At 57.7% G+C, this 23,551-nt stretch carries 26 protein-coding genes and 1 tRNA gene; 18 read left to right on the top strand and 9 right to left on the bottom strand.

Annotated elements, in window-relative coordinates:
- Positions 1–56 precede the first annotated feature (56 nt).
- The 5 genes from DW661_RS00545 to nagA all read left to right on the top strand — a co-directional run bounded on the left by DW661_RS00545 (position 57) and on the right by nagA (position 5,415).
- The gene (locus DW661_RS00545; protein WP_117583564.1) at positions 57–857 is read left to right on the top strand and encodes a PTS sugar transporter subunit IIC; all 801 of its coding nucleotides are present in this window, start codon (positions 57–59) and stop codon (positions 855–857) included.
- Positions 847–1,929, top strand: a complete 1,083-nt coding sequence (locus DW661_RS00540) for a PTS system mannose/fructose/sorbose family transporter subunit IID (RefSeq protein WP_022094609.1) — start codon at positions 847–849, stop codon at positions 1,927–1,929. Before DW661_RS00545 ends, DW661_RS00540 begins: the two co-directional genes overlap by 11 nt.
- 184 nt (positions 1,930–2,113) lie before the next feature.
- On the top strand, positions 2,114–2,845 hold the full coding sequence (locus DW661_RS00535; RefSeq protein ID WP_118934112.1) for a GntR family transcriptional regulator: 732 nt from the start codon (positions 2,114–2,116) through the stop codon (positions 2,843–2,845).
- 114 nt (positions 2,846–2,959) lie between these two features.
- Positions 2,960–4,126: an SIS domain-containing protein gene (locus DW661_RS00530; protein WP_118934110.1), complete on the top strand. Its 1,167-nt coding sequence runs from the start codon at positions 2,960–2,962 to the stop codon at positions 4,124–4,126.
- A 119-nt stretch (positions 4,127–4,245) separates the two neighbouring features.
- Entirely contained in the window at positions 4,246–5,415 is a 1,170-nt protein-coding gene (nagA, locus tag DW661_RS00525; RefSeq protein WP_117646248.1) for an N-acetylglucosamine-6-phosphate deacetylase, read from the top strand.
- Positions 5,416–5,490: 75 nt separating this feature from the next.
- Here the strand turns inward: nagA and DW661_RS00520 are convergent, their stop codons facing one another.
- On the bottom strand, positions 5,491–6,075 hold the full coding sequence (locus tag DW661_RS00520; RefSeq protein WP_089572399.1) for a hypothetical protein: 585 nt from the start codon (positions 6,073–6,075) through the stop codon (positions 5,491–5,493).
- A 157-nt stretch (positions 6,076–6,232) separates the two neighbouring features.
- On the opposite strand from DW661_RS00520, the gene DW661_RS00515 reads away from it, so the two are divergent.
- From DW661_RS00515 to DW661_RS00500, 4 genes are read left to right on the top strand one after another with little or no spacing between them, the layout of a single operon-like run.
- Entirely contained in the window at positions 6,233–7,114 is an 882-nt protein-coding gene (locus DW661_RS00515) for an aldose 1-epimerase family protein (RefSeq protein ID WP_089572398.1), read from the top strand.
- A 59-nt stretch (positions 7,115–7,173) separates the two neighbouring features.
- On the top strand, positions 7,174–8,109 hold the full coding sequence (locus tag DW661_RS00510; protein WP_117648435.1) for a hexose kinase: 936 nt from the start codon (positions 7,174–7,176) through the stop codon (positions 8,107–8,109).
- Between the two features lie 37 nt (positions 8,110–8,146).
- Complete coding sequence (locus DW661_RS10420) at positions 8,147–8,281, top strand: hypothetical protein (protein WP_255413573.1); 135 nt, start codon at positions 8,147–8,149, stop codon at positions 8,279–8,281.
- Between the two features lie 32 nt (positions 8,282–8,313).
- Complete coding sequence (locus DW661_RS00500) at positions 8,314–8,787, top strand: YhcH/YjgK/YiaL family protein (protein WP_089572396.1); 474 nt, start codon at positions 8,314–8,316, stop codon at positions 8,785–8,787.
- A gap of 134 nt (positions 8,788–8,921) precedes the next feature.
- Here the strand turns inward: DW661_RS00500 and DW661_RS00495 are convergent, their stop codons facing one another.
- The 3 genes from DW661_RS00495 to DW661_RS00485 all read right to left on the bottom strand — a co-directional run bounded on the left by DW661_RS00495 (position 8,922) and on the right by DW661_RS00485 (position 10,144).
- Positions 8,922–9,287, bottom strand: coding sequence for a hypothetical protein (locus DW661_RS00495; RefSeq protein ID WP_117766459.1), 366 nt, complete (start codon positions 9,285–9,287; stop codon positions 8,922–8,924).
- Positions 9,288–9,301: 14 nt separating this feature from the next.
- On the bottom strand, positions 9,302–9,811 hold the full coding sequence (locus tag DW661_RS00490) for a hypothetical protein (RefSeq protein ID WP_117766461.1): 510 nt from the start codon (positions 9,809–9,811) through the stop codon (positions 9,302–9,304).
- Between the two features lie 257 nt (positions 9,812–10,068).
- A tRNA-Thr gene (locus tag DW661_RS00485) sits at positions 10,069–10,144 on the bottom strand.
- A gap of 207 nt (positions 10,145–10,351) precedes the next feature.
- Here DW661_RS00485 and DW661_RS00480 point away from each other — a divergent pair.
- Positions 10,352–10,834, top strand: a complete 483-nt coding sequence (locus DW661_RS00480) for a PTS sugar transporter subunit IIB (protein ID WP_117766463.1) — start codon at positions 10,352–10,354, stop codon at positions 10,832–10,834.
- 325 nt (positions 10,835–11,159) lie between these two features.
- On the opposite strand, the gene DW661_RS00475 is transcribed toward DW661_RS00480, so the two are convergent.
- The 4 genes from DW661_RS00475 to DW661_RS00460 form a co-directional block, all read right to left on the bottom strand.
- Positions 11,160–12,212, bottom strand: coding sequence for an aldose epimerase family protein (locus tag DW661_RS00475; RefSeq protein WP_118934108.1), 1,053 nt, complete (start codon positions 12,210–12,212; stop codon positions 11,160–11,162).
- Positions 12,213–12,395: 183 nt separating this feature from the next.
- The gene (locus DW661_RS00470) at positions 12,396–13,919 is read right to left on the bottom strand and encodes a PTS transporter subunit IIC (RefSeq protein WP_117776789.1); all 1,524 of its coding nucleotides are present in this window, start codon (positions 13,917–13,919) and stop codon (positions 12,396–12,398) included.
- 121 nt (positions 13,920–14,040) lie between these two features.
- The gene (locus DW661_RS00465; RefSeq protein ID WP_117716300.1) at positions 14,041–14,346 is read right to left on the bottom strand and encodes a PTS sugar transporter subunit IIB; all 306 of its coding nucleotides are present in this window, start codon (positions 14,344–14,346) and stop codon (positions 14,041–14,043) included.
- Positions 14,347–14,399: 53 nt separating this feature from the next.
- A complete protein-coding gene (locus DW661_RS00460; RefSeq protein ID WP_117716301.1) occupies positions 14,400–14,891 on the bottom strand; it encodes a PTS sugar transporter subunit IIA in 492 nt (163 codons plus the stop codon).
- A 336-nt stretch (positions 14,892–15,227) separates the two neighbouring features.
- Here DW661_RS00460 and DW661_RS00455 point away from each other — a divergent pair, with 336 nt between their 5' ends.
- The 6 genes from DW661_RS00455 (at position 15,228) to DW661_RS00430 (ending at position 20,695) form a co-directional block, all read left to right on the top strand.
- The gene (locus tag DW661_RS00455) at positions 15,228–15,992 is read left to right on the top strand and encodes a DeoR/GlpR family DNA-binding transcription regulator (protein WP_118934106.1); all 765 of its coding nucleotides are present in this window, start codon (positions 15,228–15,230) and stop codon (positions 15,990–15,992) included.
- Positions 15,993–16,117: 125 nt separating this feature from the next.
- On the top strand, positions 16,118–17,119 hold the full coding sequence (locus DW661_RS00450; protein ID WP_147345871.1) for a hypothetical protein: 1,002 nt from the start codon (positions 16,118–16,120) through the stop codon (positions 17,117–17,119).
- Between the two features lie 308 nt (positions 17,120–17,427).
- On the top strand, positions 17,428–17,856 hold the full coding sequence (gene lacA / locus DW661_RS00445; protein ID WP_006234830.1) for a galactose-6-phosphate isomerase subunit LacA: 429 nt from the start codon (positions 17,428–17,430) through the stop codon (positions 17,854–17,856).
- Between the two features lie 63 nt (positions 17,857–17,919).
- Positions 17,920–18,444: a galactose-6-phosphate isomerase subunit LacB gene (gene lacB, locus DW661_RS00440; RefSeq protein WP_118934104.1), complete on the top strand. Its 525-nt coding sequence runs from the start codon at positions 17,920–17,922 to the stop codon at positions 18,442–18,444.
- 377 nt (positions 18,445–18,821) lie between these two features.
- Positions 18,822–19,703, top strand: a complete 882-nt coding sequence (locus DW661_RS00435) for an aldose 1-epimerase family protein (protein WP_118934102.1) — start codon at positions 18,822–18,824, stop codon at positions 19,701–19,703.
- A gap of 56 nt (positions 19,704–19,759) precedes the next feature.
- Positions 19,760–20,695, top strand: coding sequence for a hexose kinase (locus DW661_RS00430; protein WP_118934100.1), 936 nt, complete (start codon positions 19,760–19,762; stop codon positions 20,693–20,695).
- Positions 20,696–20,821: 126 nt separating this feature from the next.
- Here the strand turns inward: DW661_RS00430 and DW661_RS00425 are convergent, their stop codons facing one another.
- Complete coding sequence (locus DW661_RS00425; protein ID WP_370448131.1) at positions 20,822–21,025, bottom strand: galactokinase family protein; 204 nt, start codon at positions 21,023–21,025, stop codon at positions 20,822–20,824.
- 222 nt (positions 21,026–21,247) lie between these two features.
- On the opposite strand from DW661_RS00425, the gene DW661_RS00420 reads away from it, so the two are divergent.
- Together DW661_RS00420 and DW661_RS00415 are read left to right on the top strand one after the other, a co-directional pair.
- Entirely contained in the window at positions 21,248–22,234 is a 987-nt protein-coding gene (locus tag DW661_RS00420; RefSeq protein ID WP_118934169.1) for a LacI family DNA-binding transcriptional regulator, read from the top strand.
- Positions 22,235–22,363: 129 nt separating this feature from the next.
- On the top strand, positions 22,364–23,524 hold the full coding sequence (locus tag DW661_RS00415) for an FprA family A-type flavoprotein (protein ID WP_233547423.1): 1,161 nt from the start codon (positions 22,364–22,366) through the stop codon (positions 23,522–23,524).
- Positions 23,525–23,551: the final 27 nt, after the last annotated feature.

Genomic DNA, 23,551 nt, shown 5'->3' with positions numbered 1-23,551 from the left:
GACATTCTGTACGTGATATCCAAAGTGCGTACATACATTTTGAAAGGAGGAGCAAGATGGAATTCTCGATCATTCAGGTCGCACTGGTCTTCGTTGTTACGTTCATCGCGGCAATCGACCAGTTCAACTTCCTCGAGTCTCTCTATCAGCCCATCGTCACCGGCGCCGTCATCGGTCTTATCCTTGGCGACCTCAACACCGGTCTTCTCGTGGGTGGTACTTATCAGCTCATGACGATCGGCAACATGCCGATCGGAGGCGCTCAGCCGCCTAACGCCGTCATCGGCGGCATCATGGCAGCCATTCTCGCTATCGCTACGAAGCTCGAGCCCAACGCGGCAGTCGGCCTCGCCATTCCGTTCGCTCTGCTTGGCCAGCTTGGTGTTACCCTGGTCTTCACGCTTATGTCCCCGCTTATGTCCTCGGCCGATAACATGGCTCACAACGCGGACACCAAGGGCATCGAGCGCCTGAACTACTTCGCCATGACCCTGCTCGGCCTGATCTTCGCTGTCGTCGTCACCCTGTTCTTCATCGCTGGCGCCACCATCGGTCAGACCATCGCTTCCGCCATCCCGACTTGGCTGCAGACCGGTCTGTCCGCTGCAGGCGGCATGATGCGCTTCGTCGGCTTCGCCGTCCTGCTCAAGGTTATGATGAACCGCGATATGTGGGGCTTCTTCCTCATGGGCTTTGGCCTCGCGCTCATCACCGTTGCCAACGATTCTCTGGCAACCCCTGCCCTGCTCATCCTCGCTCTCATCGGCTTCGGCATTGCTTTCTGGGACTTCCAGCAGCAGACCGAGCTGAAGGGTGCAGCTGTTTCTGACGGAGGTGACTTCGAAGATGGCATCTAATGAGTATGTGATCCCGGAGCACTACGAGGATCTCACTCCTGCTCCGCAGCTCGACCAGAAGACCCTCAACAAGATGGCTTGGCGCTCCTGCTTCCTGCAGGCATCGTTCAACTACGAGCGCATGCAGGCCGCTGGCTGGCTTTACTCCATCATCCCCGGTCTGGAGAAGATCCACACCAACAAGAACGACCTCGCGGCTTCCATGAGCCACAACCTGGAGTTCTTCAACACTCACCCGTTCCTCGTCACCTTTGTTATGGGTATCGTGCTTTCGCTCGAGCAGAACAAGGTTGACATCCCCACGATCCGCGCCGTCCGCGTCGCCGCAATGGGCCCGCTCGGTGGTATCGGTGACGCCCTGTTCTGGCTGACGCTCGTGCCTATCACGGCCGGCATCACCTCCAACATGGCCATCAACGGCAACGCCGCTGCGCCGATCATCTTCCTGGTGATCTTCAACGTCGTCCAGTTCGCTCTGCGCTTCTGGCTCATGAACTGGTCCTACAAGCTTGGCACCAGCGCTATTGACGCTCTGACTGCCAACATGCAGGCCTTCACGCGTGCCGCTTCCATTATGGGCGTCTTCGTCGTCGGTTGCCTGGTCGTCACCATGGGTGGCACCCAGATCAACCTCCAGATCCCCAACGGCACCACCCGTGGCCTCTCCGCTACTACCGTGATCGTCTCCGAGAAGGAGGCCGAGAACTTCACCGGTATGGAGGGCATCGATACCGAGACCGCTGAGGCCGGTACCATCGCCATGACCGATGAGGACGGCAACGCCCTCACCGCTTCCGATGCCGACGGCAACGCTGTCGAGTGCGGCGTCACCGATCTGGGCAACGGCATGGAGTCCGTTACCTACGGCACCGTCACCGAGGATCCGGTCAACTTCTCTGTTGCCGACACCCTCAACACCATCGTCCCGAAGCTTGTCCCGCTTATGCTTACGCTGCTGCTTTACTACATGTTCGCTAAGCACAGCTGGACCCCGACCAAGGGCATTCTGCTGCTCTTCGTTCTGGGCATCCTGGGCGCTGGCCCGCTTGGTCTCTGGCCGAGCATCTGGTAAGGCTCTAGCTTGAGGGGTGTGTCCCTACGCGGCTCACACCCCGACCCCTTAAGCCATGTGTATGTTAAAAGCCGCGTGCTCGAAAGAGCGCGCGGCTTTTGTTTTCTTAATGATTCGGGTGTTGCAGACCGATAATGCTTAACACCCAAGGTAGTAGCCTAGTTTGAGCAAAAGGGAGGATAGGATGGCGATCGGAGCGCGTAAGCAACCGCTGTACGATCAGCTGGTCGATATTCTGACCGAAAAGATTGACCATGAATATCGCGCCGGTGACATGATTCCTTCCGAGCGCGAACTTTCGGAGCGCTATGGTCTCTCGCGCACTACGGTACGCCTAGCTCTGCAGGAACTGGAGCGTTTAGGACTGGTGGTTCGGCAGCACGGTCGCGGTACCTTTGTGACCGACCGTTCGGCAAAGGCAACCAATCTTATGCAGTCCTACAGCTTTACCGAGCAGATGCGCGCGATGGGTCGCGACCCCGAGACCACGATTCTCGATTTTTGCGAGATGGAGGCCGGTAAGAATCTGGCCGAGCATATGGGATTACGTATCGGTGATCGCATTTTTAAGCTCAAGCGCCTTCGTTCTGCCGACAACATGCCCATGATGGTCGAACGTAGCTATCTACCGGTTCGTCAATTTCTGTCCCTAAAGCGACCGCTGCTGGAGCGTAAGCCGCTTTACGATGTGATTGAGCAAGACTTTCAACAAAAAATACGCGTGGCCGAAGAGGAGTTCTATGCGAGCATAGCCCGTCCCACCGATGCCCACCTTTTGGAAATCGTCGAGGGCTCGCCTGTGCTCGATTTGGTTAGGACTACGTATAACGAGTCAAACGAGGTTGTGGAGTATACGCTCTCGGTTGCTCGTGCCGATCAGTTTAAATACAAGGTTTACCACCAGCGTAGCGATTAGTGTCTGCACCGTTTCCATATGATGATTCTTTGTATTTAACTGGTTACTACCAGATAACCAACCGAAGTGTATAATTGCACGTCAGAGGATTACTTCTAGAGAGAGGTATTAGAAATGTTCGAGAAGAGTGTCGAGGAGCTCACCGAGCTCGGCGCCCAGATCACCACGGCCGAGATTGCTCAGCAGCCCGAGCTTTGGCGTGATACGCTCAACATCTATCGCGAGAACAAGGAGGCCATCGAGGCCTTCCTGGCCGAGGCTCGCGCTATGGGCGAGGGCCGTCTGTCCGTTGTCTTCACCGGTGCCGGTACGTCCGACTACGTTGGCGATACCTGCGCCCCGTACCTGCGTCACGCTGGCAACACTGATCTCTACGACTTTAAGCCCATCGCCACGACCGACATCGTGAGCGCACCGCGCGACTTCCTGCGCGCCGAGGATCCCACGCTCGTGGTTTCCTTTGCCCGCTCCGGCAACAGCCCCGAGAGCCTTGCTGCCGTCGCCGTTGCCAAGGAGCTCGTCCACAACGTCAAGTTCCTCAACATCACCTGCGCTCCCGAGGGCAAGCTCGCCGTCGAGTCCGCTGATGACCCCAATGCGCTGACGCTGCTCATCCCGCGCGCCAACGACAAGGGCTTCGCCATGACCGGTTCTTACACCTGCATGACCCTGCTCTCTACCCTTATTTTCGACACCGCCTCTGATGAGCAGAAGGCCGAGTGGGTCGAGACCATCGCCAAGATGGGCGAGGAGGTCATCGCTCGTGAGCCCGAGGTCGCCGATTACCTGGCTGGCAACTTCAACCGCGTGACCTACTTGGGTTCCGGCTCCTTCGGTGGCCTTGCCCAGGAGAGCCAGCTCAAGATCCTCGAGCTCGCTCACGGTCTGGTCGCTACTTCCTACGACACCTCTATGGGTTATCGTCACGGACCCAAGTCCTTCGTCGACGACAAGACCCTCGTGTTCGTGTTCGTCAACAACGATGCCTACACCCGTCAGTACGATATCGACATCCTCAACGAGATCGGTGGCGACGAGATCGCTCAGCACACCGTTGCCGTTCAGCAGGATGGCGCTATCGTCTACGAGGGCGAGTCCTTCACCTTTAAGGGCTATGAGGCACTCCCCGAGGGCTACCTTGCCCTGCCGTTCGTGATGTTTGCCCAGGCCATCAGCCTGCTCAACTCCGTGCGCGTGGGCAACACGCCCGATACGCCGAGCCCCACCGGCACGGTCAACCGCGTGGTTAAGGGCGTGACGATTCACCCCTTCACCGCTTAATCGCGTCCCCCCTGTAAGGGCGCCCGTCCGCTCATAACGGCGGGCGGGCGCTTTTTGTTTTCACTTGGACCGGGTATAAGCATCACCACAGTCAACTGCTTTAGAAGCAAGGAGTGCATATGAGCACGTACGCAATTAAGGCTGACAAGTTCTTCTTGCCGGCAGGTCCGCAGCTGGGCGGCTATCTTATGGTCGAGGATGGCGTCTTTGGCGCCTGGCAGGCCGACGAGCCCTCTTGCGAGATCAAGGACTACACGGGATCGTGGATCGCACCGGGTATGGTCGATACCCACATCCATGGCTTCTACAACCACTCAACTACCGATAACGACCCCGAGGGTATCGATATCAGCTCGACTGAGCTCGCCCGTCGCGGTACCACCAGCTGGCTACCCACGACGTTCACCGATGGCGTCGAGCAGATCAAGGACGCCTGCGCCGCCATCGCTCAGGCGGACGAGGGTCGCGGCCCCGACTTCTGCGGTGCTCGCATTCAGGGCATCTACCTGGAGGGCCCCTTCTTTACCATGAAGCACGTGGGCGCGCAGAACCCCGCTTATCTTATCGATCCCTCCGAGGAGGTCTTTGATCAGTGGCAGGAGGCTGCGGGCGGTCGCATCGTTAAGAGCGCCATGGCGGCCGAGCGCGACGGTGCCGCTGCTTATGCGGCTGCTCTGAACGCCAAGGGTGTGGTGACCAGCATCGGTCACTCCGACGCCACCTACGATGAGTGCATCGCCGCCATCAACGCCGGTGCCAGCTGCTTTACGCATACCTATAACGGCCAGCGCGGGCTGCATCACCGTGAGCCCGGTGTCGTGGGTGCTGCTATGTCCACGTCCGAGACCTACGCCGAGATCATCTGTGACGGCAAGCACGTAAACCCTGCCGCCATCAAGGCGCTGCTGCAGGCCAAGGGCTGGCAGCACACGGTACTCATCACCGACTGCCTGGGCTGCGGCGGCATGCCCGAGGGCAGCTACACCAGCGGCGGCATGGACGTCATCATGAAGGACAACCTGTGCTGGCTCGCCGATGGCAAGAGCATTGCCGGTTCGGTGCTCACGCTTGCCCAGGGCGTCAAGAACATCGTCGACTGGGGCATCGCCAGCGCCGATATCGCCATTCGCATGGCAACCGAGGTGCCGGCACGCTCCGCGCACATCGAGGATAAGTGCGGCAGCATCATGCCGGGTCGCGACGCCGACTTTGTCGTGTTCGACCATGAGCTCACCCTCGTCGAGACGTATGTTGGCGGCCAGAGCGTCGGCAACGCCTTTACCGAGTAACGAAAGAAAAAGACGGCGGGCCCGAATCTGCTCGGACCCGCCGTACGGGTTAAACGCTCAAAAGCACCTTTACAGTTACAGCTTGCTAGCGATTTTCTTTGCCGTACGCTTAACGCCGGCCACCAGGCCTCCTGCAGGATGCTCCTTCTCGTATGCTAGGCGCTTCTCGCGCTTGGCGTACTCTTCGACGATGATGTCTCCATACTCGTCTTCGATCTTGTCGAAGAAGTCGACGGCACCCTTAATTTCCTCAGCGGTCGGGTGCCCCTTTTGGACACCGCCGGTGAGTTTGAACGGCCCCCACGTATCAAAGCCGGGGCAGCCGTAGACACCCATAAAGATGGCCTGCCTCATGCGGCAGATGCCATCGATATCCTTGCCGTACCACTTGTTTTTGCCACCGTAGGTCATAAGGCCAAACACCTTGTCCTGCGGCTGCAACACGTTAGTGAGCACGCGTGCCATGTCCTTGTCGATCTCGGAGTAATAGATGCCCGTGGCGACACCAATCAGATGGTATTCGTGCAGGTTGGGATACTCGTTTTTGCCGAGCGTTTTCACATCGAGGGTATCGATTTCGGGGTGCGCCTCGACGATGGCGTCCACGAGCTTTTTCGTATTGCCGTGGTGGCGTGAGGCATAAAGAATGATGGTTCGCATAAGAAGGCCTTTCAGCTGTAATTGCATCAATGTCTGTATGGTACCCCGTTACATGGCCGGGATACCGGACGCATCGATGAGCGTGCGGGTTTGTTCTATGGTTAGGATTGAAACGGGCGCTTGCGTGAAATAAAGCAGTTGTTCGAAAGGATGGGTAATGGAATACGCTCTCTCCAACGATTCGATTTCTATTAAGGTTTCCACGGCTGGTGGCTCGTTTACCTCGATTGAGGCCGGAGGTCGCGAGTACTTGTGGCAGGGTGATCCCACCGTGTGGTCCGGCCAGGCGCCGATTTGCTTCCCGATTTGCGGAGGCTTGCGCGACAACAGCGCCATGACGTTTGCCGGGCATCATGTAAAGCTCGCTCGCCACGGCTTTGCGCGCAAGCAGGAATGGAAGCTGCTGAGCCAAGGCGAGAACGAGTTGGCTATGTGCCTGGCTTCGGAGGATAACGCCGCGCTGCTGAGCGATTATCCGTATCCGTTTAGGCTCGTCGCCCGCTATACGCTCGAGGACGCCGCCGTGCGTGTCTCCTATGAGGTTACCAACGAGGGCACCGAGGACATGCCGTTCTTTATCGGTGGGCATCCCGGCTTTAGGTGCCCGCTCGATGAGGGCGAGGCCTATACGGACTACGAGTTGCGCTTTGAGAAAGAAGAGGCTGCAGAGCTTTGCACCGCTGTCCCTTCGACTGGCTTGATTGACGTGGACAAGCGCTCCAAGAACCCCATGGTGGGAAAGACGCTGCCCCTGTCGCACGAGCTCTTCGATTTTGCGGAGACCATCTTTGACGTGCTCGAGAGCCGCCAGGTCACGCTTTCCAAAAAGGGCGAGGACAAGGGCGTCCGCCTGAGCTTTGAGGGCTTCCCATATCTCATTGTGTGGAGCAAGCCCGAGGGTGATTTTGTGGCAGTTGAGCCTTGGGGCGGCCTTTCGACCTGCTCCGATGAGGACGACGTGCTTGAGCATAAGCGTGGCTGCCTTGTCGCCAAGCCCAAGGAGACCGTTGTTCGCTCGTTCACGATTGAGATTCTGTAATTCCGTTTTGTCGACTCGTATCGCGAGGCACAAGGAGCCTGCGAGATAAGGAGCTAAAAATGATCCTCACCGTTACGATGAACCCGTCCGTCGATACACGCTATCAGCTCGATGAGCTCATTATCGACGACGTTAACCGTGTGACGCCCGAAAAGACCGCCGGCGGCAAGGGTCTCAACGTGGCCCGTGTACTGGGTCAGCTGGGCGACGACGTTGTGGCAACCGGTCTACTCGGCGGCCACATGGGCGCCTACATGGCCGAGCTCATGGATGCCAACGGCATTAAGAATGATTTTGTACCCATCAAGGGCGAGACTCGCATTTGCCTTAACATCCTCCACGCCGGCAACCAGACCGAGCTACTCGAGAGCGGCCCGACGATTGCCCCCGAGGAGCTCGATGCCTTTACCGCCAAGTTCGCCGAGCTTGCGAGCAAGGCCGCTGTCGTTACCATCTCGGGTTCGCTGCCCCGTGGTGTCGAGGCAGGCTACTACGCCAAGATCACGGGTATTGCCGAGAACGCCGGCGCCAAGGTGCTGCTCGATACCTCGGGTGCTTCGCTCGAGGCCGCCCTTAAGTCCGAAATTAAGCCCGAGCTGGTCAAGCCTAACCTGACCGAGATTAACGGCCTTCTGGGCACGAGCTTTACCACCGACGATGTGGACGAGCTCCGCGCCGCGCTCGCCTCTGATGCCCGCTTCTCCGATATCCCCTGGGTCGTCGTGTCCATGGGCGCTGCCGGCTCCGTGGGCTTCCATAATGGCCGTGCATTCCGCGCCAAGACCCCCGATATCCCCGCCGTTAACGCTACGGGCTCTGGCGATTCGACCATTGCCGGCTTCGCGCATGCGATTGCTGCTGGCGCGGATGACGAGACGGTGCTGCGTACCGCCAACACCTGCGGCAAGCTCAATGCCATGGATCCCATGACTGGCCACTTGGTTATGGATCGTTGGGACGAGGTTTACAACGGCGTTGTCGTGACCGAGCTGTAGGAGCTTGTGCGCCGCCCCCGGCATCGGTTGCTTGCTTGTGGTTAGAGTTGACGGCAAGTGCGGTAGCATTATCCCGGGGCGCGACGCCGATGCTGTCGTGTTCAATCCCGACCTTACCCTGGTCGAGACGTATGTGGGTGGCAACAGCGTCGGTAATGCATTTACCGAGTAGCTGCCAAATAAACGATCCGAGAGGGGATTTAGATGATTTACGGTGCATTGGGCGATATCGAGGAATACCGCGGAATGCTCAAGGGCCTCGACGTGCTGATCGACTGGCTCGAGGAGAACGACCCGGCACAGCTCGAGGTCGGCAGCCATCCGATTTTGGGTGAGAAGGTCTTTGCGAACGTCATGTCTCCCACGACGCGTCCCGAGGCTGAGGCTCACTATGAGACGCATCAGCGCTATCACGACCTGCAGATCGACGTCGAGGGTCGCGAGGCCTTCAAGGTCGCTACGGGCAGCCTGACGCTGGTCCAGGAGTTTGACGAGAAGGACGACTATGATCTGGTCGATTCCGACGCCTCGATCGCCGGCGATCTTGCCGACGACAAATTCGCGCTGTTCGTTGCCGGCGAGCCCCACATGCCCACGCTCGAGTTCCCGGGCGATGGCGCACAGCCGGTCAAGAAGATCTGCTTTAAGTTGCTTGCCGACGCCTACTGGGAGGAGTAGCGAGCTGCTCGGCTGAGCTGTTCGTCTGATGGCGTGATTCCCCTAGGGAAATCACGCTAGGACCCCGCCAAACGGGTTTTCCCTAGGGAAATCACGTTTGGCGGGGTTTTCTGTTTTGAATAGGGAAGCCTCATTTATTTGCGAAGAACATCGGCTAGCCGCAGGATTGAAATCATCGACCGATAAGTGAGTTCCACTTTTTCGCCCGCAAGCAGTCGTTTCGAGCCAATCTCATCTAGCCCCACAAGCCGAGAAAACAGCGGGCCGCTCATCGTGCCCTCGTCAATTGATTCCCTTATGGTCTTCAAAACGTCCGTATCATGAAGCGATGCCGAGCTGTAGGGGGCAACACGAGCGGAACTCTCAATTAACGACGAGACAAAAGGATGGAGATGCTTTGGACATAGTCCATCAAACACCACATCCCCATTGTCGTTCGAGCCGACCAGGCGCCAAGTATAATGATCGACCCAGTCATCCCCGTCGTATATGGCGTTCATGAGCAACTTCCCGTCTAGAGAGAGAAACCTATTTGGACATCGGGGCGCAAGACCGCAATCCATATCGGGCCTGCAGCAGCTCCAACCCAACGCACCACATAGGTTCCCTTTCGTACATGTGTATCAATCTGCCCCGAAATGCCGGTGAATGCAATTCCAGACCCGTTTGTCGGATAGCAATCGACGTATTTTTGTTTTCCGCTCACAACCTTGTATAGATATATCGTTCCAGCAAAAGAGAAGGGATCGTTCGCAATTTTGTCCGGAAGAACTTGCCACCTCAAAATCCCGCTACCAATATGGTCAAGCTTGACCGTTCCGCCGTCCCCCTCAAAAGTGGCAAGGGGATTTACCCAAGACTGAGAGTCGGCATCGCCCTCCTTAGCAGTTATCAGCAGACTGCCCGTATAAGACTGCTGAGGCTCACCTTCAGGACAGACAGCCTTGGCCCAAGAAGGGCCACTCAGGCAGAACAGTCCGAGCAGCATCAATACCAACAAAAGAAAACCCTTAGTTCTTTTCATCTATATCCCCAACGTCTCTCCCCATTTGTATATCGTGACTATTTTAGATCTATATGGCCAATTCGAGCCCTCACCATGGCAATTGTTGCAGCTGGGTTTCTTTTCATTAAGATTTCACTTTGGTAAATCCCCGCCCCTAAGCATTAAACCCGAAGTCCACCGAGTGGGCCGCTGTTGACGTGGCGATGCTTGGATTGGCGCGCACGCACTCAAAATCGGCAACAAAAAAGCCGCCCGAAGGCGGCTATCTTGAGCAATGGAGCCAGCGACCGGGCTCGAACCGGTGACCCCCGCTTTACGAGAGCGGTGCTCTACCAACTGAGCTACGCTGGCGGCCATGTGATGACGCAACTGAGGCGCCAACGGCTGTCTATGATACGGGACATCGCACATCCGCGCAAGTGTTCTGACGGCTTTTCTCACTTTAAATGCACTAATATTAGAGGCGTGATGTCTGCAGTGCCCATTTGGTACTTGACCTGCTGTTGAGTTGGTGGCCGACGTCCCGCTCGTATGGGTCTCAAACAGAATGGGGCAGCCATGGCTCAACCCAAGATCCTTCTCACGCGTATCGATGACCGTTTCATTTACGGGCAAGACGTTGAGCTGTGGAACGAAGCCGTGGGTTCCAATCTTGTCTTAATCGTCAACGATGAGATCGCGGCGGATTCGCGCCAATGGGCACCCATGAGGGTGGCGGCGCCAGAAGGCGTTTGGACGCGGTTTTTCTCGGTGCAAAGGACCATCGACATCATTTATACCGCAACGCCGCGCCAATGGATTCTCATCATGGTGGCGTCGCCCACGGATGCACTCGCGCTGGTTAAGGGCGGTGTGCCAATAACCAAGATCAGCATCGGCCATATGCGGGCGAGGGAGGGCAAGCGCTCTGCAACGCCTGCCATTGCCGTAGGCGATACGGACATCGCCGCCTTCAAAGAGTTGCAAAAGCTCGGCATAGAGCTAGAAATCCGTTATCTCCCCAGTTCCGCCCCCGACCCCATTGGCAATCTGTTCAACTGATCCCTTGGGGACGGAGGAAAACGGATCATTTTGCCCTTGCGAGGGATGCGCGCGATGCCGCCTGTCAAAAACTATGCCCATTTACTACGTTTGGTCGGCTATCGCCGAGCATGTCGAATTTGAGAAAAACAAAACCGCAGGTAGACGGCTTGCGAATTTAACAAAAACCGGTGCATGGTCGAGCATCCCGGGCTAAACGTAGTAAATGGGCATAGTTTTGATATGTCACTCATACAGTCACAGCGAAAATGAGCCAAAAGATGAAAAAACGCCCGTCGGCGGTGGTGCCGGCGGGCGTTGCTGTGCGATATGTCGCGTTGTGGGCTTAGTGCCTCATAAAGTGATATTCGATCACATTGCTATAGGGATGACCCGGGCCCACAATGCCCTGCGGGAACAGAGGCTGGTGCGGCGTGTCGGGGTACATCTCGGCCTCGAGGGCAAAGCCGGCGCCCCAGCCATAGTTGGCATCGTCCTTGGCGTGCTCGTCGCCCAGCCAGTTGCCGGTGTAGAGCTGCACGCCCGGGGCAGTGGTGTAGTAGTCCATCTCACGACCGGTCCACATCTCCTCGACGTGCATCGCGCGGCGCAGGTTGCGGCCGTACTGATAGCCATCGATGCACAGGCAGTGATCGTAGCCACGGGCCTGCTTGATCTGCGGGTCGTCGGCCTCCATGCCGGGTGCGACGGGGCGAAGCTCGCGAAAGTCAAACGGTGTTCCCTCGACCGGAGCGATCTCGCCGGTGGGGATGTTCTGCTCGTTAATGGGCAGGTAGTGGGCGGCGTTGGCGACAAAGAAATGTTCGCAGTCCATGCCGGCGTTATGGCCTGCAAGGTTAAAGTACGTGTGGTTGGTCATGGACACGTAGGTGGCGCGGTCGCTCTCGCAGCCATAATCGATGCGGAAGACGCCGGTGCGCGTAACGGTAAACACGGCCGTAAAGGTTCGGTTGCCGGGCAGGCCCAGCTCGCCATCCTTAAGCGAGGTGGTCATGCGCACGGCGTTATGGACCTCGTCGAGCTCAACATCCCACACACGTTTGTGCAGGCCGTGCTCAAGGTCGCTGTGCAGGTTGTTGGCGCCCTCGTTGGCGGGCATATGCCAGTCCGTGCCGTCGATGGCGATCGTGGCGCCAGCGGTGCGGTTTGCCACAGGGCCGATGGTCGCGCCAAAGCAGGCGGGGTTGTCAAAGTAATCCTCGAGCTTATCGAAGCCCAGCGCCACATCGCGCACGTTGCCGGGAATGTCGGGCACATCGATACCAAGCACCGTGGCGCCATAGTCCATAATGCGAACGCAGATCTCGGGCCCGTCGAGGGTGTAACGATGAACGGGGGTACCGCACGGCGCGGTGCCGAAAAGCTCGGAAGTGATCATTTAGTTCCTAACATCGAGGTATTTCCGACAAACTGTAGCGCGAACAGGCGAGATTATCACTACACCCCACTAAAGCAGGGGGTATTTTTCTCAAAAAAGTGATGATTGACTTACTGTGGACAAACAAAAAGAAACCCGCCGGGATGCGACGGGTTTCTTCCACAGGGGATATGTGGCAATGAGTTAGGCGTTTGCCTTTGCGGACTCGGCTTCCTTAGCAGCCTTGAGGTCCTCCTCGGTAAACTTGCCGGTGGTGAGTGGCGAGAGGGTGCACTTATCCTGCTTCGCGTACTCGATGTTACGGGCGATCATCTGCTTGCGATACCAAGCAAAGAGCACGACGTAGATGACGATAGCAACGACCGTAGCGATAATCATGGTCACATCGCCCGTGGTCGCCTTGCCCACGAAGAAGGCCAGGAACTTCTCGACAGGTCCTTCCATGGTGGTCTGAGAGATCAGGCCGGTAACACCATCGGGGAAAGCGCCGACAGTCTTAGCGGTGAAGGTAACGAAATCGGCGACGAGGGTGCCAGCGCCCAGGAAGACGGGCAACAGGACAGCACCGATAACGACCATGCGGATCACGCGGCCGCGGGTGACAACGAGCAGTGCCGGCGTCAGGCCCATGGCGATGATGCCGCCGAGCGGCAGCAGGCCGTTCCAAGTGCCAGTCGGGGAGAGGGGGCAGGGAACGTTGGCGAGCAGCAGTGCCTCACCCAGCATGATGGGGGCAAGGATGTTAGCGGCAGCCCAGATCTCGGCGCGGCCGGCGATGAAGGGCCAGTCGAGGCCGACGTTGAGGGTACGGCCCTGGAGCCACTTGCTGTTGTTGGCAAAGTCGGAGATGCCCTGAGACAGCGGCTCAACGGCTGCGATGAACCAAGAACCGATCATCGAGAACAGCTCAAGGCAGGTTGCGGCGGTAAAGGCGAGCGTGCAGATCTGCTGCGGGGTCTGGTGCGAAAGCAGACCGACGAAGACGCCCAGGTAAATACCAATAGCAAACTTGGAGCCCCAGAAGCCAATCATGTTGTTGAGCTTGGCAGCATCGAAGTCGTACTTATCGAGGAAGGGGAGCGCCTTGTCGATGATCTTGTTGAGCAGCATGGCCAGCGGGTTCATCATGTAGTTCATGTGAGTCGTGGTCATGGGGTTCTCCTCGGGAGCACCCAAAAGATCGTTGAACGTGGGCTTCATAAGGTCGGAGTTCATGATCTTCATGACGCCGACGAAGACGACGAGCAGCGTGGCGACGACAATGTTGGCACCAAAGTAGATGCAGGCAAGGCCGACAAAGGCGAGGTGCCAAACGTCAAAGATGTCGACGTCGATGGTGTTGGTCTTGGCGAGCACGATCATCGCGATGTTGACGATGACGAGAACCATCAGGAAGTACAGCGTGTAGGGAGAACCCCAGGTGATGGTGGCCAGCGGTGCCCAACCCACGTCGGTAACGGTGAGCTGAAGGCCGGTGGACTCAACGAACGTCGTCATGGCGCTCGAGAAGGCCGTCGTCAGAATGTTGATGATGGCACCGATGCCGGTAATGGCGATACCGAGCTTAAGGCCGCCCTCGAGGGCCTTGGTAAACTTTACTTTGAAGAGTAGGGCGATAACCGTCAAAACGATGGTCATCATAGGGGCTGCGCCAAGGTCGATCAGCGGCTGAAAGACGGCATTAGCAAACCCGATTACTGCGTCCATGTCTCCCTCTTTCCTAAAAGAGAATTTCCTTTTCCGTATGTTGCCTTAAAAAAGGAAGATGCCGTTCCCGGTCGTCATCTTCCTTAAAGCCAAAAATTGCGCAGAGCGAAGCTGCAAAAGATTAGTTGAGACCCTTTTCCTTGATAATGGCCTCGATCTTGTCGTAAACCGGCTTAGCCATGGCAGGCATGCGGTAAAGGATCGGGCCAGCGTCGACGATCGGGGTCTTAACCTCAAAGCCAAAGTCGGTCTTGGCGATCTGTGCGAAGATGTCGTACTGAGAGAGCATCTCCTCGTTGACGTCCTTGATCATCACGGCGTCGCAGTGCAGGTTGTAGCCGCGATTCTTGAACTCGGACTCGATGGCGTCCTTGATCTGATGGCTGGAGTTAACACCGGCGCCACAAGCTGCGAGAACCTTAATCATGATGAATTCCTTTCTCTATGCGGGTTATTCCGCGGATTCCTAAGGGTAATTGGCTAGTCGGCAGGAAAGTTGTCGACCAAGAACTGGTAGATGGCCTTGGCGTCGGTCATGGAGAACAGCTCCTTGACGCGATCGGTGCCAAGAGCGTTAACGAAGTCCATGATCTTGGCGAGGATGCCCACCTGGGCCTCCTTGTCGTCGTTGAGAATCATGAACAGGAACGAGACGGGGAAGGTCTGCGAGGGGTCGATCATGGAGTGCCACTCAACGGGGGTCGTCAGCTTGACGGGGACGATGCGACGGGTGTGAACGAACTCGACCTCGGTGTGAGGTACGGCAAAGCTGGGCAACTCGGGGTCGACGACGGACATATCCATGCCGGTGGGGTAGCCCTTTTCGCGCTCGATGATGTTCTCGAGAAACGCGGGCGCAACATAGTTTTTGAGTGACAGCTTATTGGCGATCTCGGTAAAGACCTCTTCTTGCGTGGTGCGGTCGCAAACAAACACGGTGTCTTCGAAGAACAGATTGCTCTCTGCGGACATGTCTGCAACTCCTTCCGTTCCATGCAGATCGAACGTGTTCGAATCTGTTTGTTTAAGTTGCTTATTATTTAAGTCTAAGAGAATTAGTGTGTCAATCTGTTTTCTACTGTTCGGAAAAGTTCAATTTGTTTTATTGAGGTGCATCGGATTGAGATGATCTTAAAATTGCAGCTTTTTGCCTATGTATAGCTGAAGTTGATGTGTCGGATACATTCGATATTCAACGTTTGGCGTTTACTATCCTACCGTTCACCGGGAAAAATCGACCGTTTAGGGTGAGTGAGCATAAATGTTCGATTACTATAAATGCGAACAAAACCACTCAAAGGAGTAAAAATGATCAAGGCGGAGCGTCAGGATAAGGTTCGTCAGCTGCTCGAGGAACAGGGGACGGTCTCGGTAAAAGAGATTTCTGATGCGTTAGGTGTCTCGGACATGACGATCCGCCGCGACCTTGAGGAACTTGCGAGCCTAGGCGAGATCGAGCGCGTGCACGGCGGAGCCCGCAGTGCACAGGGCCGTCCCCACGCTATGCTGCGCCATGAGTATTCGCACAGCGAAAAGCGCACTAAGCATGCCGAGGAAAAGCTGCAGATCGCGCGCCGCGCTGTGGAGCTTATCGAGGAAGGCTCGACCATCTTCTTGGGTACGGGCACCACGGTTGAGCAGATGGCCTCGATGCTGCCGGCGTTTCGCCTGCGCATTGTGACCAATTCGCTTTCGGTGTTTAACTTGCTCGAGGCGCGCGAAGACTGCGACCTGTGCCTCGTGGGCGGCATGTATCGCCGCCGCACCGCCGCCTTTGTGGGGCCAATGGCCGAGGATACCCTGCGCGCGCTGGGAATCGACGCAGCCTATATCGGCGCCAACGGCATTTTGAACGGCGACGTGTCCACGTCTAACATGGAAGAGGGCCGCATCCAGCAGCTCGCCTTTAGCAAGGCCGACTCGCGCTATCTGATCGCCGACTCCAGCAAGATCGGCAAGCGCGACTTCTACACCTTCTGCCGCCTGGACAATTTGGACGCCGTGGTGTGCGAGCCGGGTATTACCGCCGAGGACCGCACTGCCATCGAGGAACACACGCGAGTCATTTGTTAACTGGCGCTGCAGGCGAGGTAGTCATTGGGGACAGTCTTGGTGCGCTCCGTTGTCCTCCCGTTCGGTTTTTTACTGGGTGGGTATACTTCCATCCGCAATACAGACCGGACTGAGGAGGTATCCAAATGCCGGATAACGGGTCAATACAAAAAAGAGATGCGCGCGAGATGGCTCATGGGCGTCCTGTCCAGATAACCGAGCACACGACGGTAACCGAGCTGCAGCCCAGCCTGTCCGATGTCGTGTGCGCAAACAAAAAGCTGCAGATTGGCTTTATCGTTGCACTCGTGGTACTGGCGCTGCTGTCGGGCTTTGTGGCTCGTCCGCATTTTGCCGATACCAAAACATGGGACTCCACCATCGAGGTCATCGATCAAAAGAAAGGCAACGTACTGGCGCTCACGACCTCGTGCGTGGCGCTGTCTGCGGGCATTACCGCGCTGCCGGGTGATACGGGAACGCCGGTTGCCGAGCAGCTCGCGCAGCTTTCGGGTAACTTGGGCATCGTGCTTGCCGTGCTCTACCTCGAGAAATACCTGCTGACCATTTTGTGGTCGGTTGGCCTGGGTATCCTGATCCCGTTTGCGCTGGTACTCTTTGCGGTGTCGCTCGGCATTCACGGGCGCTGGAGCACGAGCGCCGTCCTGCGCCGTGCGGCGACGCGCGTGCTGGTGGTTGCCGTGATCGGCATGGCGCTTGTGCCCGCGAGCGTATGGGTGTCGCAAAAGGTCGATGAGACGTATCAGGTGAGTATCGAGCAGACAGAGCAAAAGGCGACTGAAGCGAGCAAGGCGAGCTCCACAAAGAGCGAGAAGAAATCCGAGACCACGGAAAACAAGAATGTGCTTGAGCAGCTGACCGATGGGGCATCGAGTTTACTCACATCGGTGACCGACAGTGCCAAGTCGATGACCGATAAGGTGGTGCAACAGGTGACCGATCTGATCGAAGGCGTCATCGTGATGATCGTGACCTCGTGCGTTATCCCGTTGCTGGTGCTCGCGGCGTTTCTGTGGCTGGGGCACACGCTGCTGGGGATCGATATCTCTGGCCCGGCGAACTATTTGACGGGTCGTTTTCTGAGGGCTCCGTCCAAACATGCCAAGAAGAGCGGACAGTCTGAGTAGGCGGCAAAGCGATCCTTGGAAGACCAACCGTAAGAAGGGCGGCCGAGACACGTTCTCGGCCGCCCTATTTGTTTGTTGAATACGTGGCAGGCTAGGTTTTCCCGTTCCCAAACGGTCAGCAATCATCCGTGAACGGTATTTGTTCAAAATAGAACAAAGACAAACAAATAATTGTTGCAGTTGATGTTCGAATGTGTTCAAATAAACATGAACAGTGAAGAACCGCACATTCAGATGCCCGGACCTGAACGCGATTCAACACTTCCAAACAGAAACTACGCACCTGCGTATCTCTCAAGGAGGATGTCATGAGGGTTGTAATCGCTTCCGATGCCGACGGTATGTCGATGAAGGAGTCCATCAAGGAGATGCTCATCGCCGACGGTCACGAGGTCGTCGACTATTCCGAGACCCCTGCCGCGGACTTTGTCGATTCCGCGACCGCCGTTGCCAAGGACCTGCTGGAGCACAAGGATTCCCAGGGCTTCGCATTCGATAAGTACGGCGTCGGCTCCTATATGGCCGCCGTCAAGATCAAGGGCATGGTCGTAGCCAACATTTCCGACGAGCGTTCCGCTTACATGACCCGCGAGCACAACGGTTCGCGCATGGTCACCATGGGCCCGGGCGTTGTGGGCACCGAGGTCGCCAAGAAGATCGCCCGCGAGTTCCTGCGCGCTCAGTACGCCGGCGGCCGTCACCAGATCCGTGTCGACATGCTCAACAAGATGGCCTAACGAGAGCCACCGAGAACTCGAACTTCTACCTCAACTTGTGAATTCAGACGAAAGGACGTTCTGATGAAGAAGACCATCGCAATCGGTTGCGACCATATCGTTACGGACGAGAAGACCTATCTGGCCGACCGCCTGGAGCAGGCTGGCTACAAGGTGCTCGACTGTGGCACCTACAGCCACACCCGTACGCACTATCCCATCTACGGTAAGGCCGTGGGCGAGGCCGTTGCCAGCGGCAAGGCCGACTTTGGCGTGGCCCTGTGCGGCACCGGCATCGGCATCACCAACGCCGTCAACAAGGTTCCCGGCGCCCGTTGCGCCCTGGTTCGCGACATGACCTCCGCCCTGTATGCCCGTCGCGAGCTCAACGCCAACATCGTGGGCTTTGGCGGCAAGATCACCGGCGAGTTCCTGATGGCCGATATCATGCTTGCCTTCCTGGAGGAGCCCTACGAGAAGACCCCCGAGCACGATGCCCTGATTGCCAAGATCGATGCCTGCAATAAGGCCGACGCTGAGGCTCAGGCTGACCCGCACTTCTTTGACGAGTTCCTCGAGAAGTGGGACCGCGGCGAGTATCACGACTAAGGAGGTTACGCGGTTTTACCAAACCGCGTAACGGATCGACGCTGCGCGGCGCTCAGGCACCCCATCTCGCTGCTCAAACCGTCGCTCGCGTACATGAAGTACGCGTCGCTCCTCTTTCGCGGCGACCTGGGGCACCTGAGCGCCGCTCGCTGACGTTGGGGGTATCTGCAGGGTTACCGCTGTTGTTGCGAAGCTTTCTGGTTCGGTAAGCTGCTCCGATAACACGTTTGCTTGCTGAGCTTGTGTGCTTCGTTTTGGCGGTACCCGGCATTCTGCAGCTTTTCAATTGACGGCTCGCGTTTCTGTGAGGGGGCGCGGGCCGGTTTTCTATCAGCCCTATTGACTTGGCGGGCTGTCGTAAGAAAGGGAAGGCTCCTATGGAGTTTGTTCTTGATAACGGTTTGATTTGTGTGGCGTTGACCACGGCGGGCGGGTCGTTCACTTCTATTGCGGCCAACGGCCGTGAGTACCTGTGGCAGGGCGATCCGGCGGTCTGGTCGGGCCAGGCACCCATTTGCTTTCCGATTTGCGGCGGCCTTCGTGGCGGCCGCGCGATGACCATGGGCGGCCGCGAGGTCAAGCTTGCCCGCCACGGCTTTGCCCGCAAGCAGGAGTGGAAGCTCGAGGAGCAGGGCGACAGCATGGTTGCGCTGAGCCTAAGCTCTGCCGACCACGCCGAGCTACTCGAGCAGTATCCGTATCCGTTTAAGATCGTCGCGCGCTACACGATCGATGCGGCTAAGGTGGCCGTGTCGTACGAGGTGACCAATGAGGGCACCGAGGATATGCCATTCTTTGTGGGCGGTCACCCCGGCTTTAAGTGCCCGCTCGACGAGGGCGAGTCCTATGACGATTATGAGCTTCGTTTTGAGCAGCGTGAGGCCACCGAGCTCTGTACTGCCGTTCCCTCGACTGGCCTGATTGATGTTGAGCATCGCAGCAAGAACCCCATGATCGACCAGAGCCTGCCGCTTACCCACGAACTCTTCGACTTCGCGGAGACCATCTTTGACGTGCTCGAGAGCCGCGTGGTTACGCTGACCAAGAAAACCGAGGACAAGGGCGTGCGCCTGGCGTTCCCCGATATGCCGTACCTGATTGTGTGGAGCAAGCCCGAGGGCGACTTTGTGGCTGTTGAACCGTGGGGTGGTCTGTCCACCTGCTCCGACGAGGACGATATTCTGGAGCACAAACGTGGCTGCCTGGTGGCCAAGCCGGGAGAGACCGTCACTCGCTGCTTTGAGATCGAGATCCTTTAAAGAGCTATCGTATGTTTGGGGTCGCACACGTCGTGCCCCGGAAACAGGAGTTCAATATGATTCTGACCGTTACCATGAACCCGTCGATTGATACGCGCTATCAGCTCGACAAGCTGATCATCGACGATGTTAACCGTGTGACGCCCGAAAAGACCGCTGGCGGTAAGGGCCTCAACGTGAGCCGCGTGCTGCTGCAGCTGGGCGACGATGTGCTTGCGACCGGTCTGCTCGGCGGCCACATGGGTGCCTATATGGCCGAGCTTATGGATGCCGATGACGTCAAGAACGACTTTGTGCCCATTGCCGGTGAGACGCGCATTTGCCTGAATATTCTGCACGAGGGTAATCAGACCGAGCTGCTGGAGAGCGGCCCGCAGATCGCCCCGGCCGAGCTCGAGGCCTTTACGGCTAAGTTCGCCGAGCTTGCAGCGAAGGCGGACGTTGTGACGCTTTCGGGCTCGCTGCCGCGTGGCGTCGATGCCGGCTACTATGCCGAGCTCGTCAAGATCGCCGAGGAGGCGGGCGCTAAGGTGCTGCTCGACACCTCGGGTGCATCGCTGGAGGCCGCGCTGGAGTCCGACGCTAAGCCTGAGCTCGTAAAGCCCAACCTGACCGAGATTAACGGCCTGCTGGGTACGTCCTTTACGATCGATGATGTCGATGCCCCGCGCGAGGCGCTTGCCGCCGATGGCCGCTTTGCCGATATTCCCTGGGTTGTCGTTTCGATGGGCGCTGCCGGTTCGGTGGGCTTCCATGAGGGTCGCGCGTTCCGCGCCAAGACGCCCGCGATTGCGGCTGTGAACGCGACGGGTTCCGGCGACTCGACCATCGCCGGCTTTGCGCATGCCATTGCTGCTGGTGCCGACGATGTCGCGGTGCTCAAGACCGCCAATACCTGCGGCAAGCTCAACGCCATGGATCCCAAGACCGGCCACCTGGTTATGGACCGCTGGGACGAGATCTACAACAACGTTGAAGTAACGGAGCTTTAATAGTTACGCGGTTTTACCAAACCGCGTAACGGCTCGACGCTGCAAGCCCGCCCGAGCGGCAAACTGCCTTTCAACTTCGGCGGCATGACCAGAAGGTCAATGCCGCCTCGTTTCAAGGCACCTTGCTCACTCTGGCGGGCTTTCGCTGTCGTTGCCAAAACATCGGCGCTGCTTTGGCCGACATTTGGCGCCACCTTGTCTCAAATGCGATCCGCTCGATGTCGTTGCCAAAACATCGACATCGAGCGGATCGGCGATAACATGGCCACCCTCGTGGACGGTGTGGTTGCCGCTGATCTTGGAATGGCCAGGCGCGTGCACGTAGAGCACCTGGCGGTCGCCGATGGGGCGGTACTGCCGTATGGACTTATAAAGCAGAAGAGATGCAGATAGAAAAAGTAGAGTACGTTAACATGCGTCCGACGATAGCGGGCCTCGGCGCGGGATGTATTTCTGCCCGGGCCGGCATTCACGCTATTCAGATCTCTCAAGGGTGAAGGTGATCCTGTGGCAAGGCGCCCGTCCAACGATACCAGTTCGCGTCCGGTCTCCATGGCCGACGTCGCCCGCGCTGCTGGCGTTTCGCAGCAGACGGTTTCGCGCGTCGCCAACGGCTTGCCCAACGTTAACGAACAGACGCGCCGGCGCGTGCAGGCCGCTATGCAAGAGCTTGGCTTTCGTCCGAGTTATGCCGGTCGCTCGCTGCGTGACGGCCGTTACCATTCGGTCGGGCTGTGCGTCAACGATGTCACCAAGTTTGGCAACCTTTCAATGATCGACGGCATCGCCAGTGCTGCTCGCGAGCATAATTGCGCCATCACGCTGGTCGAGATGTCCAAGACCGAGGAGTTTTCGCTTGCCGAGGCCACGCGTCGTATGGCCGCGCTGCCCGTGGACGGTATCATCATCGGCATGAGTCGCATGGCGCCCGATTTTGAGACGTTCGATCCGTTGCCGGGCATTGGAACGGTCATCGTTACCATGTACGCGCATCCGCGCGTGACCACGGTCGATTCCGACCATTACGGCTGCTCGCTATTGCTTATGGATCATCTGTTTGAGCTGGGGCACGAGCAGATTCGCTATATTGGCGGCCCGTCGTTCTCGGTCGACGAGCAATTTCGTCGCGCCGGTTGGCAGGATGCGCTCGAGCGTAAGCACATTAAGCCGCAGGCGCCACTCGAGGGCGACTGGTCTGCCAACAGCGGCTACGAGGCCGCTCGGTACCTGGCTGAGCACGACCGCACCATGACGGCGATTTATGCGGCAAACGACCAAATGGCAAACGGCGCCATCGCCGCGCTGCGCGATAGCGGCTTGCGCGTGCCCGAGGACGTGAGCGTGGTGGGCGTTGATGACTCGCTCGATGATTTTGTAGCACACAACGAGCTCACGACCGTTCGATTCGACTTGCATCAGCGTGGGCGCGAGGTGTTCGAGCATGCGGTTCCCGAGGCGGATACGGTGGGCAAAACCGTTGCCATTCGTATTCCCGGCCAGCTCATCATTCGACATAGCACGGCGATACCGCGCTCATAGTTTGTGCTGGTAAACGGCGATTTATCGCATTTCAATAACAATCGGTAAGGATGCCGGCAGATAGCTGTTGGGATGCAGCCGAGTGCTATGATAGACGGGCTCTTTTGTCTATCTAGGAGGCTTTGCCTGATGGAGATCACCAAGGATATCCGCTACGTTGGCGTCGACGATCACGACATTGACCTGTTCGAGGGCCAGTACGATGTGTCCGAAAACGGTATGGCATACAACAGCTACGTTATCTTGGGCGAAAAGATCGCTGTCGCCGATTCGGTCGACGGCGGTTTTGTCGACGAGTGGCTCGGTAACATCGAAGCCGTGCTCGACGGCCGCACGCCCGATTACCTGGTCGTTCACCATATGGAGCCCGATCACTCCGCTGGCATCGCTGCCTTTATGGAGCGCTATCCCCAGGCACAGATTGTGGCTAGCATGGGCGCCTTCCGCATGATGGTCAACTACTTTGGCACCGACTACCCCGAGCGCAAGATGGTCGTCAAAGAGGGCGACGTGCTCGATCTGGGCAGTCACAGCCTAACGTTTGTCGGCGCTCCCAACGTGCACTGGCCCGAGGTGCTGTTCTCTTACGAGGCCACCGACAAGGTGCTCTTTAGTGCCGACGGCTTTGGCAAGTTTGGCGCCAACGACATCGAGGATCCGGAAGGGTGGGCCTGCGAGGCGCGCCGTTACTACTTTGGCATCGTCGGCAAGTTCGGCAAGTTTGTGCAGGCCGTGCTCAAGAAGGCCGCCGATCTGGACATCCAGGTTATCTGTCCGCTCCATGGCCCCGTGCTAACCGAGAACCTGGGCTACTACCTCGACACCTACAACACCTGGTCGAGCTATCAGCCCGAGGACGAGGGAATCACCATTGCCTACGCGAGCGTCTACGGCCACCTGAAGGCCGCCGTCGATGAGCTCGCATCTGCGCTCGAGGCCCGCGGCCAGAAGGTCTCCGTTTTTGACTTGGCTCGCGACGACATGGCCGAGGCCGTTGAGGATGCGTTCCGCTATGACCGTCTGGTACTCGCTTCCATTACCTATCAGGGCGAGATCTTCCCGTTCATGAGCACCTTTATCCACACGCTTGCCGAGCATGCCTACCAGAACCGTACCGTGGCGCTTGTCGAGGCCGGTTCCTGGGCGCCCACTGCCGCCAAGGTAATGACCAAGGAGCTCGAGGGTATGAAGGACATCACCCTGACGCAGAACAAGGTGACTGTCCTGGGTTCGCTCAACGACGCCTCGCGCGCTCAGATCGAGGCCCTCGCTGACGAGCTCTCCAAGTAACGACACGTTCACTTTTAACGCTCAAAC

It is taken from the genome of Collinsella sp. AM24-1 (assembly GCF_003470325.1).
Classification (GTDB): Bacteria; Actinomycetota; Coriobacteriia; order Coriobacteriales; family Coriobacteriaceae; genus Collinsella.
Note: the sequence above shows the minus strand (reverse complement) of the source record. Positions and strands in the feature narration are given on the sequence as shown.